An 18,323-nucleotide genomic window follows, 5' to 3' on the forward strand; every position below is an offset into this window, starting at 1 on the left:
GGGGGGCCCCGGCCGCCGCGTGGGCGGTTTTGTTTGTGTGGGGCGGGGGGGGTCGGGGGCGCCCCCCCCCACCCGCCCCCCGGCTTTCACCTGAGGGGTACTCAGGAGCTCATCGGTGACTGCGAGTTGAATAAAGGCTTGAGCTAGGAGTTGACCTGCGTGGTCACCAGGCTGGAGAAGGTCGTCAGGCGGGTGTAGACACCCGGGTAGCCGGCCTCGGCGCAGCCTTCGCCCCAGGAGGTGATGCCTGCCAGGACGCCGCCGATGAGCAGCGGGCCGCCGCTGTCGCCCTGGCAGGTGTCGACGCCGCCGGAGGAGTATCCGGCGCAGACCATGTCGCTGGCGATGAAGTCGGAGCCGTACGAGCTCGTGCAGCTGGTGTTGGAGACGATCGGGACGGTCGCGGTCCGGAGCTGGTTGGAGGAGCTGCCGCTCTCGGAGGTGGTGCCCCAGCCGAGGACGCGGGCGGTGGCGCCGGTCGCGTACACGCTGGTCTGCGAGGAGGTGACGTACGACACCGGGGTGTACGACATCGCCGTCGACAGGGTCAGTACGGCCACGTCGTCGCCGTTGGTGGCGTCCGTGTAGCTGGGGTTGATCCAGATCTTGCTGACTCTGCTGACCGTGCCGTTCGTGCCGTTGAGGTACGTACGGCCGCCGACGACGCGGACGCTGCTGGTGGTCTCGCCGACCATACAGTGGGCGGCGGTGACGACCTTCGTGGCCGAGACGAGCGTGCCGCCGCAGAACTGGTTCTGCGAGGCGTCCGTGATCTGCATGACGAACGGGTACGTGGTCGTGGTGGTCGTCGTACCGCCGACGATGGGCTGGGGGGCGGCGACGGCACCGGGTGCGCCGAGCAGTGCCGTCGCGGCGGCGGCAGCGGTTGCCACGCAGAGCGCGGCGGTCTTCTTGGCGCGGTTGAGCCCGAACATGGTTCTCCTCGGAGTTGCCGGTGGGGGGACGCGCGGGTGTGGGGGGTGCTGCACGGCGCCGGTGGGTCGGCGCCGTGTGCCCGGGCGAGCGGCACTGGGATCAGGCTAGAAGCGGAACCCCTCCAACCCCAAGGGGGGAAGCCCCTAAGGGAGTTGGAGGAGGGATAACCCTTGCTGTGAGGCAGCTGGGTTTAGCTTGTGATTCCGTCCGGTTGGTCCCGTATCCGGGGAGGGATCGGGTCCCGGCCTTCCCTGGATACGACGGAACGTCAGCCCGGCCGGTGCCCGACCGCCAGCCGGACTATGTCCACCCGCGAGCGGATCCCCAATTTCCGGTACACCCGCGTCAGTGTGGCCTCCACCGTCTTCACGCTGATGAAGAGACGCGCGGCGATCTCGCGGTTGGTGGCGCCCTCCATGACGAGCGCGGCGACCTGCCGTTCGGTCGCGGCGAGGCTGTCCAGCGCGGCGGCGGCGACGCTGTCGGGGTCGGCGGACGCGAGGGGCGCCGCTGTCGAGCCGGCCGACGGGGCCGCGGAGGCCGTCTCGACCTGGCGCAGCCACGGCAGGGCGCGGCAGCGGCGGAAGAGCCGGGTCGCCTCGTCGTACGAGGTGGGACCGGGCCGCAGGGTGCGCAGCCCGGCGAGGGCGTACGCGGCGCGGGCCTCCTCAAGTCCGTAGCCCAGCTTGCCGAGTCGGTCCTGGGCCGCGGTCAACTGCCGGGTGGCGGCGCCCTGTTCGCCGCGAGCGGCGCGTACGAGGGCCTCGGCGCGGTCGAGTACGGCGAGCACGCTCTCCCGGCCGAGCCGCAGCGCCTGCGCCCGCGTCGCGTCGATGACGTCCTGCGCCTCGTCCGGTTCGCCGATCCGCACCAGCGCCTCGGCGAGATCCCCGTGCCAGCGCCCGCGGGCGGGATCGACGACCCCGAGGCTCTCCTCCAACTCCCTTACGCGCCGCAGCGACCGGACCGTCGCCGACGCGTCCCCCGCCACCAGCTGAGCGTGGCCGAGGGCGCCGAGGGCGCGCGACAGGTAGATCAGGTCGCCGTCCTCCTCCGCGCGGTCCACGGCCTCCTGGGCGAGCGTCAGCGCCTGGTGCACGTCGCCGCCCGCGGCCTCGGCGAGCGAGGTGAACATGGCGGTGGCCGCCTCGCCGATCCCGGTGTCGCGGGCCAGGCGCAGGCTCTCGCGGGCGAGGTCGAGAGCCCGGCCGCAGTGCCCGGAGCGCAGCTCGGTCTCGGCGAGGCCGCGCAGGAAGTGGACCTCGCTCTCCACCATCCCGCGCCGCCGCACCTCGCGCAGCAGCGCGGTGATGGTCGTACGGGCCTCGGCGAGCTGGTCGCCCATGATCAGCCAGCGGAAGCGGGCGGCACCGGCACCGTTGTGGTCGCACGCCACCCGGGGATCCTGCGGCTCGCGCATCGCGCGTTGGATGGTCGCAGGGGCGCCGGGGTGCCCCATGAGGGTCTCCATCTGCGCCTGGAAGCCGAGCGCGAGGAGTTCGGTGGGCCGGTCCCCGGCAACGGCCGCGAGCTCCGCGGCGCAGGCGGCCTCCTCGCGGGCCTTGGCCATCTCGCCCTCCATGAGCAGGGCCCGCCAGGCGAGTTGGTAGCGGACGAGGGCGAGCAGCCGCGGGTCCTCGCCCGCGTCCGCGAGCGCCTGCGGGAAGACGGCGTCGATCTCGGCCATGGCCTGGCCCGCGGCGTCGATGACGACCATCCAGGCCCGTACCCGGTCCGCGGGCACGGTGGCACGAGCCAGTACCTGGCGCGCGATGTCCCGCGCGAGGTCTGTCTCGCCGGCCGTGAGCGCGTCCTCGGCCGCCTGCAACCTGCGCTCGTCCGGGCCCGGCACGGTGTCCGGCGGGGTGTGCCGGGCCGCCAGCAGTCCGAGCCCCGCCGCGACCGAGGGCGCGCCCCGGTCCCGGGCCGCCGCCGCTGCCTCGCCGAGCCGGGCGGCGACCGCCGGGTCCGTACCCGTGGCGGCCAGGGCGAGGTGCCGGGCCCGCTCGATGGGATCGGAGGCCGCCGTGGACAGCGCGGCATGGGCGGCGCGCCGCTCCTGCGCGCTCGCCTGCGCGTACAGGGCGGCGGACACGAGGGGATGCGCGAACCGGATCACCGGAGCCTCACGCTCCGTCGCCAGCAGACCTAGTGAGGCCGCCGAGGCCGTCTCCGCCTCGGCGTTCTCACGCCCGGCGGCGTGCAGCAGCGCCAGCGTGGGCCGCGCCCCGGCGCTCGCCACGAGCAGGGTGCGGCGGGCCTCGGCGGACAGCATCTCCAGCCGGCTGAGGACGAGCGCACTCAGCGAGGTCGGCACCGGCAGGGGTTCGCCGGGGCTCGGCGGGGTCGGGCTCTCGGCGAGGGCGCGGCCCAACTCCAGCGCGAAGAGCGGGTTTCCGCCGCTGGTGCGGTGGATGTCCCGCACGATCGAGCGGGGCAGGCCGGTGTAGCCGCGCTGGCCGAGGAGTTCGGCGACATGCGCACGGGAGAGCGGGTTGAGCCGCACGGCCAGGGTGTCCGGTGGGGACGCGCGTAGATATCGGTCGTGGTGCTGCCCCTGCGGTTCCGTTTCGGTACGTACGGCACACAGCATCCGTACGGGCATGCCACCGAGCCGACGGGCGGCGAAGCCGAGCAGCTCGGCGCTGGCCGGGTCCAGCCACTGCAGGTCGTCGGCGACGACCAGCACGGGTCCCTGGGCGGCCAGGGCGCGGAACGTCGACAGGACCGCGAGCCGCAGGGCCAGTCCGTCGCGTTGCAGGGTGGATTCGCCGCGGCCGGTGAGCGCCGACTCGAGGGCGGTGCGCTGCGGTCCTGGCAGCTTTGCGGAGACCTCGTCGACGACCAGACCGAGGAGGTCGGCCAGGGCGAGGAAGGGGAGATGGGATTCGGACTCGGTGGCCGAGCAGCGCAACACGGTTCGTGCAGATTCGGTGTGTTCCGCGACCAGCGCCCGCAGGACGGTCGATTTTCCAATTCCGGCGGGGCCGTGCACCAGCACACTGCCGCCGCCGGAGAGCTGTTCGCGCGCCCCCGCGAAGAGCTCCTCCCGGCCGATGACCAGGTCGGGGCGGGGTCTCGCAGGTTCCTTGAAGTCCCCTTGCACGGTCACCGCTCCCCTCGTGTGTCGTGTCCTGACCAATGTTAGGCAATATCTCTTTGAATTACGGACGGACGGGATGGTGAGGGAAATAACAGGGGGCGTATAAGGCATTTCAGAGCGCTCACGATTGAATGAGAAAACGCCAGAACGGGTCGGAGGAACGGGTCGGGGATCCGACGAACTACGGCAGCAGTCCGGCCCGTCGCGCTGCGACCACCGCCTCCCACCGGGTGTGGGAGCCCAGCTTGCGCATCGCCGACCGCAGATATCCCTTCACGGTCTCCGGGCGGAGCCCGAGACGCTCCGCGGCGCCCGCGTTCGTCGCGCCGGCCGCGACACAGGCGAGAACGTCCACCTCACGCGGTGCCAGGCCGATTTCACGAGAGCCCGGGCCCGGGGACACCGCCTCGGCCAGCAGCCCGCAGACCGAGAGGAGTTCGGCCCGCAGCGTGGGATCGAGAACGCGCGGCGCCAGCGCGCGCAGCGCCCCGTGTGCCTCGCGCACTTCCTCCCAGGCCGCGTTCCCCACTCCGGGTGCGGGCTCCCGGGCGACGGCCAGCAGCGCCCGTACCTCGTCCTTGACGACCAGCGCCTGCTCCACGTCCCGGGCCGCCGCCACCGCCGCGCCCAGCGTGCGGTCACCCAGCGGCTGGGATGTGCGCAGGGCGCCGTACAGCACACCGCGCACCCGGCGACGTACGACCACAGGGACCGCGAGGACGGAGCGGAGCCCCTCCGTCGCGACCGCCACGTCGTACTCGTGGCTGATCTGCCGCGAGGACGAGTAGTCGGTCACCGCGCACGGCCGGGCCAGGGCCACCGCCTTGCCGCCCAGGCCGTTGCCGGAGGACACCGCGAGTGCGCTGAGCGCGGCCGTCGCCGTGCCGCTGAGCTGGCTGATGCATACGCGTCGGCTCCCGGAATCGACCAGGCCGCCGAAGGCGACAGGCAGTCCCGTCGTGCGCCGCAGCCGTACCAGCGCGCCACGCACCTCCACCGCATCGGCTGTGTCTGCTGTCACCTGATCGCCCCTTCATCGCGGCGCACCCCCGTTCGGGGGTGGTGAGACCTGCATCACGGAATACACGATGGTAGGCGGCTGTCCGGCGACGAGGAGGACACATGACGGTGACGAGAGACGTGACGGAGCAGTTCCGCACCGCGCGGGACTTCCTGCTGGCCCACCGCGAGGACTACGCGACGGCCTACGAGGGCTTCGACTGGCCCCGCCCGGAGCACTTCAACTGGGCGCTGGACTGGTTCGACGTCATCGCCCGGGACAACGACCGCACGGCCCTGCACCTCGTCGAGGAGGACGGCACGCGGACCGAGATCTCCTTCGCCGCCATGTCCGAGCGCTCGAACCGGACGGCCAACTGGCTGAGCGCGCAGGGCGTCCGCGCCGAGGACCGCATCCTCGTCATGCTCGGCAACCAGACCGAACTGTGGGAGACGGCCCTCGCCGCGATGAAGCTGCGCGCCGTCGTCATCCCGGCGACCACCCTGCTCGGCCCCGCCGACCTGCGCGACCGCGTCGACCGCGGCCGCGTCCGGCATGTGATCGCCCGCGCGGAGGACACGGCGAAGTTCGACGCGGTGCCGGGCGACTACACCCGGATCGCGGTCGGCGGCTCGCGGCCGGGCTGGCGCTCGTACGAGGAGGCGTACGCCGCCGACGCGGCCTTCGAGCCCGACGACGTCACCCACGCGGACGACCCGCTGATGCTCTACTTCACCTCCGGGACGACGGCCCGCCCCAAGCTCGTCGAGCACACCCACGTCTCGTACCCGATCGGTCATCTGGCGACCATGTACTGGATCGGGCTCCAGCCCGGCGACGTACACCTGAACATCTCCTCGCCCGGCTGGGCCAAGCACGCCTGGTCCAACCTCTTCGCGCCCTGGAGCGCGGAGGCGACCGTCTTCCTCCACAACTACACGCGCTTCGACGCGGCCCGGCTGATGGCGGAGATGGACCGGGCGGGGGTCACCACCTTCTGTGCCCCGCCCACCGTCTGGCGCATGCTCATCCAGGCCGACCTGACCCAGCTGCGCACGCCGCCGCGCGAGGCGGTCGCCGCGGGGGAGCCCCTGAACCCCGAGGTCATCGAGCAGGTACGGCGGGCCTGGGGCGTCACCATCCGGGACGGTTTCGGGCAGACGGAGACCGCGGTCCAGGTCTCCAACAGCCCCGGGCAGCCGCTGAAGACGGGCTCGATGGGGCGGCCCAGCCCCGGGTTCCGCGTCGAGCTGCTCGACCCGGTGTCCGGCGCGCCGGGCGCGGACGAGGGTGAGATCTCGCTCGATCTGTCGCTCAAGCCCGTCGGCCTGATGACCGGCTACCACGGCGAGCCGGACCGCACCGCCGAGGCGATGGCGGGCGGGTACTACCGGACGGGTGACATCGGTTCGCGCGACGAGGACGGCTACATCACCTATGTGGGCCGGTCCGACGACGTGTTCAAGGCCTCCGACTACAAGATCTCGCCCTTCGAGCTGGAGAGCGCGCTCCTGGAGCACGAGGCGGTGGCCGAGGCGGCCGTGGTGCCCGCGCCGGACGAGCTGCGCCTCGCGGTTCCCAAGGCGTACGTCGTCCTCGCCGCGGGCTGGGAGCCGGGCCCCGACACCGCCAAGGTCCTCTTCGAACACTCCCGCACGGTCCTTGCGCCCTACAAGCGGGTGCGCCGCCTGGAGTTCGGCGAACTCCCCAAGACCGTGTCCGGCAAGATCCGCCGTATCGAGCTGCGCGAGGCCACGGCCGCGGGATCGGACGCCGAGTACCGCGAGGAGGACTTCCGGTGACTGACCCGTCGTACGCGCACGGGACGAGCACGACCGCGTTGCTGGGGGACACGATCGGGGCGAACCTGGACCGGGCCGTCGAGGCATGGCCCGACCGGGAGGCGCTCGTCGATGTGCCGTCCGGGCGACGCTGGACGTACGCCCAATTCGCCGCGGACGTCGACCGGTTGGCGTGCGCGCTGCTCGCCGGCGGAGTCGCCAAGGGCGACCGCATCGGCATCTGGGCGGTCAACTGCCCCGAGTGGGTGCTCGTCCAGTACGCCACCGCCCGCATCGGCGCGGTCATGGTGAACATCAACCCGGCCTACCGCACCCATGAGGTCGAGTACGTCCTCAACCAGGCCGGGATCTCGGTGCTGTTCGCCTCGCTCAGCCACAAGGCGAGCGACTATCGGGCCATGGTCGAGCAAGTGCGCGGCAGATGCCCGCAGTTGCGGGAGACCGTGTACATCGGCGACCGGAGCTGGGACACGCTGATCGGGCGTGGCATCCCCGAACTGCACGAGGACCTCAGGACCCGCGCGAGCGAGTCGTCCTGCGACGACCCGATCAACATTCAGTACACCTCGGGGACGACCGGCTTCCCCAAGGGCGCCACCCTCTCCCACCACAACATCCTCAACAACGGCTATTTCGTGGGTGAGTTGATCGCCTACACCGAGCAGGACCGGATCTGCGTGCCCGTGCCCTTCTACCACTGCTTCGGCATGGTGATGGGCAACCTCGCGGCGACCTCGCACGGCGCGTGCATTATCATTCCCGCTCCCTCCTTCGACCCGGCGGCCACCCTGCGCGCGGTCCAGGAGGAGCGCTGTACGTCCCTCTACGGCGTACCGACCATGTTCATCGCGGAGTTGAACCTCGCCGACTTCGCGACGTACGACCTGTCGTCGCTGCGTACCGGCATCATGGCGGGCTCGCCCTGCCCCGTCGAGGTGATGAAACGGGTGGTCGCCGAGATGCACATGGCGGAGGTGTCCATCTGTTACGGCATGACGGAGACCTCGCCGGTGTCCCTGCAGACGCGGCGGGACGACGACCTGGAGCACCGCACCGGCACCGTCGGCCGGGTCCTCCCGCACATCGAGGTGAAGGTGGTCGATCCGGTGGACGGGGTGACGCTGCCGCGCGGCTCGGCGGGCGAACTGTGCACCCGCGGCTACAGCGTCATGCTCGGCTACTGGAACGAGCCCGAGAAGACCGCCGAGACCGTCGACGCGGGCCGCTGGATGCACACCGGCGACCTCGCCGTGATGCGCGAGGACGGTTACGTCGAGATCGTCGGGCGCATCAAGGACATGATCATCCGGGGCGGCGAGAACATCTACCCGCGCGAGATCGAGGAGTTCCTGTACGCCCACCCGAAGATCGCCGACGTCCAGGTGGTCGGCGTGCCCCATGAGCGTTACGGCGAGGAGGTCCTCGCCTGTGTCATCCCGCGCGACCTGGCCGACCCGCTGACGCTGGAGGAGCTGCGGGCTTTCTGCGAAGGGCGGCTGGCGCACTACAAGATCCCGAGCCGGCTGCGGATCCTGGAGTCCTTTCCGATGACGGTGTCGGGGAAGGTGCGGAAGATCGAGCTGCGGGAGTCGTACGGGGGGTAGGGCGTACGGGGAGCGGGGCTCGCCCGGTGCCGGTGCCGGTCAGGCGCCGGGCGCCAGTAGTTCGTCGGCCGGGGTGTTCACCGGCTGGGGGGTGCCCGTGAGATCGAGGACGAAGAGGGGGACGCCGAGGGTGTCGGCGAGGGCGCGGGCGTCGTCCGCGAAGCCCGAGAGGGAGAAGTACACGCATTCCGCGGACTCCGTCATCGCCGTCAGCCACAGGCACTCCACGTCGCGCAGCGAGGCGGGTCGGACCGTGGGGTCCACCTGGGCCAGGATCCCGCGGGCGGCCAGCCCGATCCCCGTCGGGGGCCGCTGGTCCGCCCGCCTGATGTCCCGGTAGCCGAGCCAGCGCAGGTACAGCGCGGCGGCCGTGACGGCGTCCCGGGCGGTCCGGATGGTGACCGGCTGGAACGCGGGGCGGGGCGCGGGCGAGGTGCCGGGCGAGGTGTCCTTGGGGGTGTGCGGCGGGCTGTCGGTGTCGCGGCGCGGTGAGCCGTCGGTCGGGTGCGTGCGGGTTCCCGGGGCGGGTTCGGCGCGGGTGTCCTCGTCCGCGCGGTTGTCATCGTCCATGCGGATGCCGTCGTCCGTGCGGGTGTCCTCGTCCGCGAGGGTGCTGTCGTCCGTGCGGGTGTCCTCGTCCGCGAGGGTGCTGTCGTCCGTGCGGGTGTCCTCGTCCGTGTCGTGGTTCGCCTCGGCGACGGTGCCGGGCGCGAGCTGCGCGCGCCGCGGGCGACGTATCCCTCGTACCGGAATCCGCAGCTCCGTCCCGCAGGAGCACCCCAGCTCCGGAGCGGGCCACTGGCCCTCGCGGCCGCAGGCCTCGCAGCGGACGCTCACCCAGTCCTCGTCCCAGGTGCGGTGGGTGACGGCCGCCGGTTCCGCGAGGCGGTCGAGCGGGGGCGTGACGGGGGTGCCGCACACGCAGGGATAGGACTGCGCCGCGTACAGGTGCTCGCGGCGGCAGGCCGGGCACCGCACCGGCACGCTCTCGGCCATGGCCCACTCCAGGACGTCGTCACGTCGTCACGTCGGGACAGCGCGTCCATAGTCCTCCAGTGAGGGGGCCTCCGACAGGGAAACGGTCCGACAGCCTCCGACCGGACTCTTGACGACCCTCGGTACCCCGCCTACTATCTTCCAGATAGTAGAAGTTATTTTCCGCAATACGGAATTCGGACAGGGAAGCCGCTGCGGAACCGCACACGGAATCACCAGCTCTCCGCGGGCGCGACGGGAGCGCGAATCCGACAGCCGAAGCAGGAGTACTCCATGGCTCGTATGACCGCTGCCCGCGCGGCAGTCGAGATCCTCAAGCGCGAGGGCGTCAGCAACGCGTTCGGCGTCCCGGGCGCGGCGATCAACCCCTTCTACGCGGCTCTCAAGGCCGCCGGCGGGGTCAACCACACCCTCGCCCGCCATGTCGAGGGTGCCTCGCACATGGCGGAGGGCTACACCCGTACCCACCCGGGCAACATCGGCGTCTGCATCGGCACCTCGGGACCGGCAGGCACCGACATGATCACCGGGCTGTACTCCGCCACCGGCGACTCGATCCCGATCCTCTGCATCACCGGCCAGGCTCCGACCTCGGTGATCCACAAAGAGGACTTCCAGGCCGTCGACATCGCCTCGATCGCCAAGCCGGTGACGAAGATGGCGATCACCGTCCTTGAGCCGGCCCAGGTTCCCGGCGTCTTCCAGCAGGCCTTCCACCTCATGCGCTCAGGGCGTCCGGGCCCGGTCCTCATCGACCTGCCCATCGATGTCCAGCTTGCCGAGATCGAGTTCGACCCGGAGACGTACGAGCCGCTCCAGGCGTACAAGCCCGCCGCCACCCGCGCCCAGGTCGCGAAGGCGATCGGGTTGCTGAACGAGTCCGAGCGGCCGCTGATCGTCGCCGGCGGCGGTGTCATCAACGCCGACGCCGCCGAACTCCTCGTCGAGTTCGCAGAGTTGACGGGCACTCCGGTCGTGCCGACCCTGATGGGCTGGGGCATCCTCCCCGACGACCACGACCTGAACGCCGGGATGGTCGGCCTCCAGACCTCGCACCGCTACGGCAACGCCACCTTCCTGGAGTCCGACTTCGTCCTCGGCATCGGCAACCGCTGGGCCAACCGCCACACCGGCAAGCTGGATGTCTACACCGCGGGCCGCAAGTTCGTGCACGTCGACATCGAGCCCACACAGATCGGCAAGATCTTCGCCCCGGACTACGGCATCGCTTCCGACGCCAAGGCCGCGCTGAAGCTGTTCGTCGAGGTCGCGCGCGAGCTCAAGGACGAGGGCAGGCTTCCCGACCGCAGCGAGTGGGCCGCGTCCGCGCAGGAGAAGCGGGCAACTCTCCAGCGCCGTACGCACTTCGACAACATCCCGATCAAGCCGCAGCGCGTCTACGAGGAGATGAACAAGGCCTTCGGCCCGGAGACCCGGTACGTCACCACCATCGGGCTCTCGCAGATCGCCGGCGCCCAGATGCTGCACGTCTACCGGCCGCGCCACTGGATCAACTGCGGCCAGGCGGGCCCGCTCGGCTGGACCATCCCGGCCGCGCTCGGCGTCGCCAAGGCCGACCCGGAGGCCCAGGTCGTCGCGCTCTCCGGCGACTACGACTTCCAGTTCATGATCGAGGAACTGGCCGTCGGCGCCCAGCACAAGATCCCGTACGTCCATGTCCTGGTGAACAACGCCTACTTGGGTCTGATCCGCCAGGCGCAGATCGGCCTGGACATCAACTTCCAGGTCAACCTGGAGTTCGAGAACATCAACTCGCCGGAGCTGGGCGTCTACGGCGTCGACCACATCAAGGTCGTCGAGGGGCTCGGCTGCAAGGCGATCCGCGTCACCGACCCGAGCGAACTGGGCGCCGCCTTCGAACAGGCCAAGAAGCTCGCCGCCGAGTTCCAGGTCCCCGTCGTCGTCGAGGCGATCCTGGAGCGCATCACCAACATCGCGATGAGCAAGACGAACGACATCAGCAACGTCGTCGAGTTCGAGGAGATCGCGACCGAACCGGGCCACGCGCCCACCTCGATCAGGACGTTGAAGGTCTGACACGCGGGACACTGGCAGGCCATACGTCCGGCAGGGGGCGGCTCACCGGGAGGGTGAGCCGCCCCCTCGCCGTCCAGGACCTGTCCTAGCCGTCTAGAAGCCCGCCCCGCCCAACCCGGAACCACCACCGTCGGAGCCCTGCGGCGACCGCTCGTTGTCGGCCGCCCCGCCGCGCCCCAACAGTCCCGCGTCACGGGCGAAGCGGGGCGACAGGACGGTGAGCGCCTCGTCGTCGTAGAGGGCGACCGCGAGCAGTATGTCGGCCGTCGAGAGCCCCTCCCGTCCGGCGGGCGGGGGAAGTTGGGCACGCAGGTCGTCGAGGGTGCGTCGAGCGGCCCGTGTCCGGGCGCGCGGAAAACTGCGCAGCAGCCCCGCCGCGGTCAACTCCGCGCGCAGCTCCGCCACCGACGTCCGTATCCGCGGCTGCTTCAGCAGATCCCGTATCCCCGCAGGCCGGCGGTAGAGAGAGGTGTGCACCGCCTTCTCCAGAGGATGACCCGCGACCTGTGCGGCCACCCCCGACGTCCGCATCGTGCCCGGCCGTGCAGTGTTCGCGGCGCCCTGTAGGTGCAGGGCGAGCGCGGCGACCTTCACGGCGGCGAGTGGCCCCCCGCGCAGCAGCGCGACGGCGTGTGGCTCCAGCTGGATCTTCGCAGCGCTGTCCATGGTGCCCCCCTAGGACGAGGCCCGCCGCCCCCGTGTCGGCGGGCCTCGTGTGCTGAGAATGTGCCCCTACCCGGGGGGAGTTGAAGCCCCCGGGGCCGTGTTCAGAGGTTGATTTGAGGGTTCCGTACCCCGCGTACGCCCGGTGGCGTACCCACCGGGGAGCCGGGCTCACGGCTCGGTGTGCTCCGACAGGCCCGGCCACTCGTCGGGGCCGCCGCCCTGCCAGTCGATGATGTCGCTCTCCTCGACCTCGATCGCGTCGAGGTCGACGTCCGCCCGGCGCAGGACGTCGACGACGTCATCGAGGTGATAGGCGACACCGAGGGTCTCGTCCCCCGCGGTGACCCGCCGGGACCCGTCCAGAGCCGGGGTGTGCACGACGATGCTGGGATAGTCCATGACCTCAGGCTGCTGCGCGTCGGCCCGATCCGCACCCCGGGTGCATGACAGAGCGCCGGGTACGGGACCGTCCGTACCCGGCGCTCCGGCCCGGTGATCTGTGAAGTTGTGCCGTCCGACGGCGCGAGGCTGGGCGTGACAGGACATTCGCGCCGCCGGACGGAGTCGATGGTCGTGCCGTAGGACTTACGGCTGGGACCGCGGCGGGTGCGATGGAGCCGGGGCCGCCTTCCCTCAGGTCGAGAAGGGGGCCCTGGGACCTTTACCACCGCACTGGCTCGCACACCGCCGCGGTCCTCCGCATGCCCGCCTGCCGGCCGTGGTCACCCCTCATCCGGGTCCACGGTCGTGGCGGGCGCGCGTCCTGGATCAGACCTCCCGTCAGATCCAGGACGCAGCCCTTGAGTTGAGGCTCAGTCCTCGCGCAGGGCGCGGACCGCCTCCGCCACGCGCTTGCCGTAATCCGGGTCGGCGGCGTGGAAGTGAGCGAGATTCTTCTCGATGACGTCGTCGCGGGAGACCTGCGAGAGGCCGCCGGCGATGTTCGCGACCAGCCGGGACCTCTCCTCCGCGGGCATCAGGCGGTACAGCTCGCCCGCCTGGAAGAAGTGGTCGTCCTTGGTGTGGAGCGGGGCCTCGTGCGTGCCCGTGTGGCCGTGTACGGCGAGCGGCGCCGACAGCGGGCGGCCGGTCTCGACCGGGCCGGCGTAGGAGTTCGGCTCGTAGTTCTTCGCGGCGCGGCCCTGCGCGTTGGAAGCCATGACGCCGTCACGGCCGTAGTTGTTCGCGACCGTCGCCTTCGGGGCGTTCACCGCGAGCAGCGTGTGGTTGACGCCCAGGCGGTAGCGGTGCGCGTCGGCGTACGCGAACAGGCGGCCCTGGAGCATCTTGTCCGGCGAAGGACCGATGCCAGGGACGAAGTTGTTCGGGGAGAACGCGGCCTGCTCGACCTCGGCGAAGACGTTGTCGGGGTTGCGGTCCAGGACCAGCCGGCCCACGCGCCGCAGCGGGTAGTCCTGGTGCGGCCACACCTTGGTGACGTCGAAGGGGTTGAAGCGGTAGTCGGCCGCGTCCGCCGCCGGCATGATCTGGACATGCAGGGTCCAGGACGGGTTGACGCCCCGCTCGATGGCCTGGAGCAGGTCCGTCTGGTGCGAGTTGGGGTCCTTGCCCGCGATCTCGGCACCTTGCTCGCTCGACAGACTGCGGACGCCCTGGTTCGTCTTGAAGTGGTACTTGACGAAGAAGGCCTCGCCCTCGGCGTTCGTCCACTGGTAGGTGTGCGAGCCGTAGCCGTTCATGTGGCGGTAGGAGGCCGGGATGCCGCGGTCGCCCATCAGCCAGGTGATCTGGTGCGTCGCCTCGGGGGCGTGCGCCCAGAAGTCCCAGACATTGTCCGGCTCCTGCCTGCCGGTGAACGGGTCGCGCTTCTGGGAGTGGATGAAGTCGGGGAACTTGATCGGGTCCTTGACGAAGAAGACCGGGGTGTTGTTCCCAACGAGGTCGTAGTTCCCCTCCTCCGTATAGAACTTGACCGCGAAGCCGCGGGGGTCACGGACCGCGTCCGCGCCGCCGAGGTTGTCGGCCACCGTGGAGAAGCGCAGGAAGACCTCGGTGCGCCTGCCGACGCTGTTCAGGAAGTCGGCGTGGGTGAAGTCCGTGACGTCGTCGGTCACTTCGAAGTAGCCGTACGCGCCGGAGCCGCGGGCGTGCACCACGCGCTCCGGGATGCGCTCGCGGTTGAACCGAGCGAGCTTCTCCAGGAGGTGCTGGTCCTGGAGGAGGAGCGGGCCGCCTACGCCGGCGGTGGCTGAGTTCTGGTTGTCGGCGACCGGAGCGCCGGACTCGGTCGTAAGCACGCGCTTCGACATCGTGACCTTCCGTACGAGGGGCAGCGGAAAACTTCTTCCGCTTGGTGGAGCTTCCGCTTTGTGGAGCCTAGGTTCGGGGCGATCTGGGCGTCAACAGTTTGTTGAAGTCCAGGGTGTGAATCCGGGCCACGGCGGCGCATGGGCGCGACAGGACAGGTGTCAGCGCCGCCGTGGCCCGGAAGTTTCGTGGACGTCAGGACGGGGTCAGGACGGGCTCGGACCGGATTCGGGCCAGGCTCAGATCTCTGAGCCGGAGAGGCGCTCCACGCCCCGGAGCAGGGCCGAGTGGTCCAGGCCCCCGTCACCCTGCGTGCGCAGGCTGGCGACGAGCTGGGCCACCACGGCACCGACCGGAAGGGCCGCGCCGACGTTGCGGGCGGCGTCCGTGACGATGCCCATGTCCTTGTGGTGCAGGTCGATGCGGAAGCCCGGCTTGAAGTCGCGGTTGAGGAAGTTGTCCTTCTTCCGCGTCAGCACGGTCGAGCCCGCGAGCCCGCCGTTGAGGACGTCGAGGGCGGCCTTCAGGTTCACACCCGACTTCTCCAGGAAGACCACGGCCTCGGCGCACGCCTGGATGTTCACGGCGACGATCAGCTGGTTGGCGGCCTTCACGGTCTGGCCCGAGCCGTGCGGACCGCACAGCACGATGGTCTTGCCGAGCGCCTCGAAGATCGGCTCGGCCTCGTCGAAGTCGGCCTGCGTGCCGCCGACCATGATCGACAGAACGGCCTCGACCGCACCGGCCTCACCGCCGGACACGGGCGCGTCGAGCACGCGGATGCCCTTCGCCACGGCCGCCTTCGCGAGGTCCACCGAGGTCTGCGGGGTGATGGAGGACATGTCGATCAGGAGCGCGCCGGACCGCGCGTTCTCCAGGATGCCGTCAGGGCCGTACGCGATGGCCTCGACGTGCGGGGACGCGGGCACCATGGTGATCACCACGTCGGCGTCCCGTACGGCCTCGGCGATCGAGCCCGCCGCAGTGCCGCCGGCGCCGGCCAGCCGCTCCAATTTGTCCTGCTCCAGGGTGAAGCCGGTGACGTCGTATCCGGCCTTGATCAGGTTCTCGGACATGGGGGAGCCCATGATGCCGAGACCGACCCATGCGACCTTGGGGAGATTGCTCATGAGGGTGCCTCTCTGACTGCTGCGATACGTCGGTGAGTTGCCGCTCAGCGGGCGGCTCGGGCCGCTGCGGGCAGCCATGCGAAGGACTCGGCGCTCGGCCGGTCGCCCGGCTTGTACTCCAGGCCGACCCAGCCCTCGTAACCGGCCTTCCTCAGCTGGTCGAGGAGGTCTTCCAACGGGAGTGAGCCGGTGCCCGGCGCGCCGCGGCCCGGGTTGTCGGCGATCTGCACGTGGCCGGTCTTGGCCGCGTACTGCTCGATGACCGACGGCAGGTCCTCGCCGTTCATGGACAGGTGGTAGATGTCCATCAGGAACTTGGTGTTGCCGAGGCCGGTGGCCTCGTTGACCTTGTCGACGATCTCGATGCCGGCCGGGGCGGTCACCAGCGGGTAGCGCGGCGACTCGGGCTTGTTGAGGGTCTCGATCAGCAGGATCGCGCCGATGCGGTTGGCCGCGCGGGCGGCCAGCACCAGGTTCTCCAGGGCGAGTTCGTCCTGCTCGGCCGGGTCCACGCCCTCGACTCGGTTGCCGTAAAGGGCGTTGAGTGCCCGGCATCCGAGCGACTCGGCGAAGTCCGCGGCCACGTCGATGTTGTCGTGGAACCGCACGGACTCCTCGCCTGGGATCGACAGGGCGCCGCGGTCCGGGCCCGGAAGCTGTCCGGCGTAGAAGTTCAGGCCCGTGAGCTGGACGCCCGCGTCCTCGATCGCCTGCTTGAGGGCGTCGAGTTCGGACTGCTCGGGGGTGGGGGAGTCGACCCAGGGCCACCACAGCTCGACCGCGGTGAAGCCCGCCGCGGCGGCGGCCGCGGGGCGCTCCAGGAGCGGGAGTTCCGTGAAGAGGATCGACAGGTTGACGTTGAAGCGCTGGTCTGCGAATCCCATGGGGGTCGGCGCTCCCTTCCGTATCAGCGGGTCGGGTGTACTCGTGAATCTTAGCTGATTCCGTATTGCGGAAGTTCGTTTCTGCTTAATGGAAGATTGCCGCCGTGTGTCGTGGGTTGTCAAGAGGGGGCTGCCGGAAAATCGACACCGCGCAGTAGGTTGAGCGCGTGCGATTGAGAGTGGAGTTCACGACCGAGCCCTTCGACCTCGACGAGGCGCCGCCGCACGCGCTGGTCGCCCGTGAGGTCATCGAGGCTGCCGAGCTGGACGCCGTGGACGTAGGCCCGTTCGGCAACACCGCGGAGGGTGGTGCTGACGCGGTGCTCACTGCGGTCGACGCGCTGCTGCGCAAGGCCCTGGAGGCGGGCGCCACCAGGGTTTCGTTGCAGGTCAACGTGGTCGAGGAGGGGGGTCGGTGACCGGTTTCGGGGACGACCCCTTCCTCGCGGCCGTCAAGCCGCTCGTCGACGCCATGGGCGGCGAGATGCTGCCGCCGGACCAGGCCGGCGCCGATGACGTCGTGCTGTCCTGGGAGGGCGCGGATGTCGTCGCCGTACGTCTGCCCCAGCTCGCCGACTCCCTCGATCACATCCTGGTCGCCCTGGAGCGCAAGCGCGGAAAGCCGCTGGCCGACCTCGACCGCAAGGCCAAGCAGGAGGTCGTACGGATACTGGAGGCGCGCGGCGCCTTCTCCGTGCGGCACGGCGTGGAGACGGTGGCGAGCGCCCTCGGGGTGAGCCGCTTCACGGTCTACAACTACTTGAACCGCGAGAAGGACTCCTGACCTGCGGAGATGCCGGCAGATCGCTGACGGCGTCCTGGTTGTGACCCGCCGCCGTCCGGACCACCCGGGCGGCGGCTTTTGTTACCCGAAGTTTTCAACAAAGTGTTGACGTGAAGTTTCCGAGGGCGTTAGCTATCCGCAGCCCGTCCAGTAACAAGGCCACGGAGGCTCCCGTGACTTCGAGTTCCGCTACACCGGGCCTCGCCCGGTTCAACGCCCTGGAGGAGCACGCGGCAGTCGCCGCCCTCCACGAGGCGTGCGCCTCATCGGCATGGGGGAGCGGTCTGCTCGACCGCCGCCCCTTCGCAAGCCTCGCCGACCTCCTCGCCACCAGCGACGCCGTCATGGCCGAGCTGACCACCGCGGACCTGGCCGAGGCGATGGCCGGGCATCCGCCGATCGGTCGGCCGAGGCCCGGGGACCCGACCTCCTCCCGGGAGCAGCGCGGCATGGCCGGCGCCTCCGAGGAGCTCAAGGAGGAGATGCTCGAACTGAACCTGGCGTACCAGGAGAGGTTCGGCCACGTCTTCCTGATCTGCGCCACCGGCAGGACCGGCGAGCAGATGCGCGACGCGGTGAAGGAACGGATCGGCAACGCGCCGGGGCAGGAGCGCGAGATCGTCCGCACCGAGCTCGGCAAGATCAACCGCATCCGCCTCGCCAATCTCGTACAGCAGGAAGATGAAGCATGAGCACCGACAGCACGGCTTCCGTGTCCACACACATCCTGGACACCAGCGTCGGACGGCCCGCCGAGGGCGTCGCGGTCCAGCTCGCGGCCCGTGCGGGGCGTGAAGCGGACTGGCAGGCACTCGGCGGGTCCGCGACCGACGCGGACGGCCGGTGCAAGGACCTTCCGGCGCTGCCGGAGGGGACGACCCACGTACGGCTCGACTTCGCGGTCGAGGCGTACTTCGAGAAAAAGCAAGCCGATGCGCAGCAGGACGCCCCCGCGAACCGGGACAGCGGCGCGAGCGGAGTGTTCTTCCCCGAGGTGGCGATCACCTTCGCCGTCAGGCCGGGCGAGCACTACCACGTACCGCTGCTGCTCAACCCGTTCGGCTACTCCGTTTACCGAGGGAGCTAGCAGAC

The 18,323-nt window shown here is 70.4% G+C and carries 16 protein-coding genes; 7 read left to right on the forward strand and 9 right to left on the reverse strand.

Translation table 11 applies throughout. From position 1 onward, the window contains the following. Positions 1-143: 143 nt before the first annotated feature. From AB0N66_RS01780 to AB0N66_RS01790, 3 genes are all read right to left on the reverse strand, one after another. Positions 144-935 (reverse strand): serine protease, encoded by a 792-nt coding sequence (locus tag AB0N66_RS01780; RefSeq protein WP_365426976.1) that lies wholly within the window; start codon positions 933-935, stop codon positions 144-146. Between the two features lie 269 nt (positions 936-1,204). Next, positions 1,205-4,042 (reverse strand): AAA family ATPase, encoded by a 2,838-nt coding sequence (locus AB0N66_RS01785; RefSeq protein WP_365427305.1) that lies wholly within the window; start codon positions 4,040-4,042, stop codon positions 1,205-1,207. Positions 4,043-4,220: 178 nt separating this feature from the next. Beyond that, positions 4,221-5,060, reverse strand: a complete 840-nt coding sequence (locus AB0N66_RS01790) for a helix-turn-helix transcriptional regulator (RefSeq protein WP_365426978.1) — start codon at positions 5,058-5,060, stop codon at positions 4,221-4,223. A gap of 101 nt (positions 5,061-5,161) precedes the next feature. Here AB0N66_RS01790 and AB0N66_RS01795 point away from each other — a divergent pair, with 101 nt between their 5' ends. Together AB0N66_RS01795 and AB0N66_RS01800 are read left to right on the forward strand one after the other, a co-directional pair. Next, positions 5,162-6,841, forward strand: coding sequence for an AMP-binding protein (locus AB0N66_RS01795; RefSeq protein WP_365426981.1), 1,680 nt, complete (start codon positions 5,162-5,164; stop codon positions 6,839-6,841). Further along, positions 6,838-8,445, forward strand: a complete 1,608-nt coding sequence (locus AB0N66_RS01800; protein ID WP_365426984.1) for an AMP-binding protein — start codon at positions 6,838-6,840, stop codon at positions 8,443-8,445. Before AB0N66_RS01795 ends, AB0N66_RS01800 begins: the two co-directional genes overlap by 4 nt. Before the next feature lie 39 nt (positions 8,446-8,484). Here the strand turns inward: AB0N66_RS01800 and AB0N66_RS01805 are convergent, their stop codons facing one another. Beyond that, positions 8,485-9,441 (reverse strand): hypothetical protein, encoded by a 957-nt coding sequence (locus AB0N66_RS01805; protein WP_365426987.1) that lies wholly within the window; start codon positions 9,439-9,441, stop codon positions 8,485-8,487. Between the two features lie 273 nt (positions 9,442-9,714). On the opposite strand from AB0N66_RS01805, the gene gcl reads away from it, so the two are divergent. After that, entirely contained in the window at positions 9,715-11,499 is a 1,785-nt protein-coding gene (gene gcl / locus AB0N66_RS01810; protein ID WP_365426990.1) for a glyoxylate carboligase, read from the forward strand. A 93-nt stretch (positions 11,500-11,592) separates the two neighbouring features. Here gcl and AB0N66_RS01815 read toward each other — a convergent pair whose 3' ends face one another. The 5 genes from AB0N66_RS01815 to AB0N66_RS01835 form a co-directional block, all read right to left on the reverse strand. After that, positions 11,593-12,165, reverse strand: a complete 573-nt coding sequence (locus AB0N66_RS01815) for a TIGR04222 domain-containing membrane protein (protein ID WP_365426994.1) — start codon at positions 12,163-12,165, stop codon at positions 11,593-11,595. A gap of 168 nt (positions 12,166-12,333) precedes the next feature. After that, a complete protein-coding gene (locus AB0N66_RS01820; protein WP_365426997.1) occupies positions 12,334-12,564 on the reverse strand; it encodes a hypothetical protein in 231 nt (76 codons plus the stop codon). A gap of 413 nt (positions 12,565-12,977) precedes the next feature. Continuing rightward, on the reverse strand, positions 12,978-14,435 hold the full coding sequence (locus tag AB0N66_RS01825) for a catalase (RefSeq protein ID WP_365427000.1): 1,458 nt from the start codon (positions 14,433-14,435) through the stop codon (positions 12,978-12,980). A 237-nt stretch (positions 14,436-14,672) separates the two neighbouring features. Next, positions 14,673-15,563 (reverse strand): 2-hydroxy-3-oxopropionate reductase, encoded by an 891-nt coding sequence (locus AB0N66_RS01830; protein WP_365427003.1) that lies wholly within the window; start codon positions 15,561-15,563, stop codon positions 14,673-14,675. Positions 15,564-15,607: 44 nt separating this feature from the next. Next, entirely contained in the window at positions 15,608-16,447 is an 840-nt protein-coding gene (locus AB0N66_RS01835) for a TIM barrel protein (protein WP_365427005.1), read from the reverse strand. A gap of 167 nt (positions 16,448-16,614) precedes the next feature. Between AB0N66_RS01835 and AB0N66_RS01840 the strand changes: the two genes are divergently transcribed. From AB0N66_RS01840 to uraH, 4 genes are all read left to right on the forward strand, one after another. Next, positions 16,615-16,866, forward strand: coding sequence for a hypothetical protein (locus tag AB0N66_RS01840; RefSeq protein ID WP_365427008.1), 252 nt, complete (start codon positions 16,615-16,617; stop codon positions 16,864-16,866). Next, positions 16,863-17,231 carry a helix-turn-helix domain-containing protein gene (locus AB0N66_RS01845; RefSeq protein ID WP_365427011.1) on the forward strand — a complete coding sequence of 123 codons (369 nt, stop codon included), beginning with the start codon at positions 16,863-16,865 and terminating at the stop codon, positions 17,229-17,231. The genes AB0N66_RS01840 and AB0N66_RS01845 overlap by 4 nt, the downstream gene beginning before the upstream one ends. Before the next feature lie 173 nt (positions 17,232-17,404). Further along, on the forward strand, positions 17,405-17,923 hold the full coding sequence (gene uraD, locus AB0N66_RS01850; protein WP_365427014.1) for a 2-oxo-4-hydroxy-4-carboxy-5-ureidoimidazoline decarboxylase: 519 nt from the start codon (positions 17,405-17,407) through the stop codon (positions 17,921-17,923). Further along, entirely contained in the window at positions 17,920-18,318 is a 399-nt protein-coding gene (gene uraH, locus AB0N66_RS01855; RefSeq protein WP_365427017.1) for a hydroxyisourate hydrolase, read from the forward strand. The genes uraD and uraH overlap by 4 nt, the downstream gene beginning before the upstream one ends. Positions 18,319-18,323 lie beyond the last annotated feature (5 nt).

This window comes from Streptomyces sp. NPDC093544 (assembly GCF_040683495.1).
Classification (GTDB): domain Bacteria; phylum Actinomycetota; class Actinomycetes; order Streptomycetales; family Streptomycetaceae; genus Streptomyces.

Bases quoted from the DNA above. Each gene is read 5' to 3' on its own strand.
- AB0N66_RS01835 (WP_365427005.1), bottom strand. From the start codon at position 16,447: ATGGGATTCGCAGACCAGCGCTTCAACGTCAACCTGTCGATCCTCTTC.
- AB0N66_RS01825 (WP_365427000.1), bottom strand. From the start codon at position 14,435: ATGTCGAAGCGCGTGCTTACGACCGAGTCCGGCGCTCCGGTCGCCGAC.
- AB0N66_RS01830 (WP_365427003.1), bottom strand. From the start codon at position 15,563: ATGAGCAATCTCCCCAAGGTCGCATGGGTCGGTCTCGGCATCATGGGC.
- AB0N66_RS01795 (WP_365426981.1), top strand. From the start codon at position 5,162: ATGACGGTGACGAGAGACGTGACGGAGCAGTTCCGCACCGCGCGGGAC.
- AB0N66_RS01780 (WP_365426976.1), bottom strand. From the start codon at position 935: ATGTTCGGGCTCAACCGCGCCAAGAAGACCGCCGCGCTCTGCGTGGCA.
- AB0N66_RS01820 (WP_365426997.1), bottom strand. From the start codon at position 12,564: ATGGACTATCCCAGCATCGTCGTGCACACCCCGGCTCTGGACGGGTCC.
- AB0N66_RS01815 (WP_365426994.1), bottom strand. From the start codon at position 12,165: ATGGACAGCGCTGCGAAGATCCAGCTGGAGCCACACGCCGTCGCGCTG.
- uraH (WP_365427017.1), top strand. From the start codon at position 17,920: ATGAGCACCGACAGCACGGCTTCCGTGTCCACACACATCCTGGACACC.
- gcl (WP_365426990.1), top strand. From the start codon at position 9,715: ATGGCTCGTATGACCGCTGCCCGCGCGGCAGTCGAGATCCTCAAGCGC.
- AB0N66_RS01805 (WP_365426987.1), bottom strand. From the start codon at position 9,441: ATGGCCGAGAGCGTGCCGGTGCGGTGCCCGGCCTGCCGCCGCGAGCAC.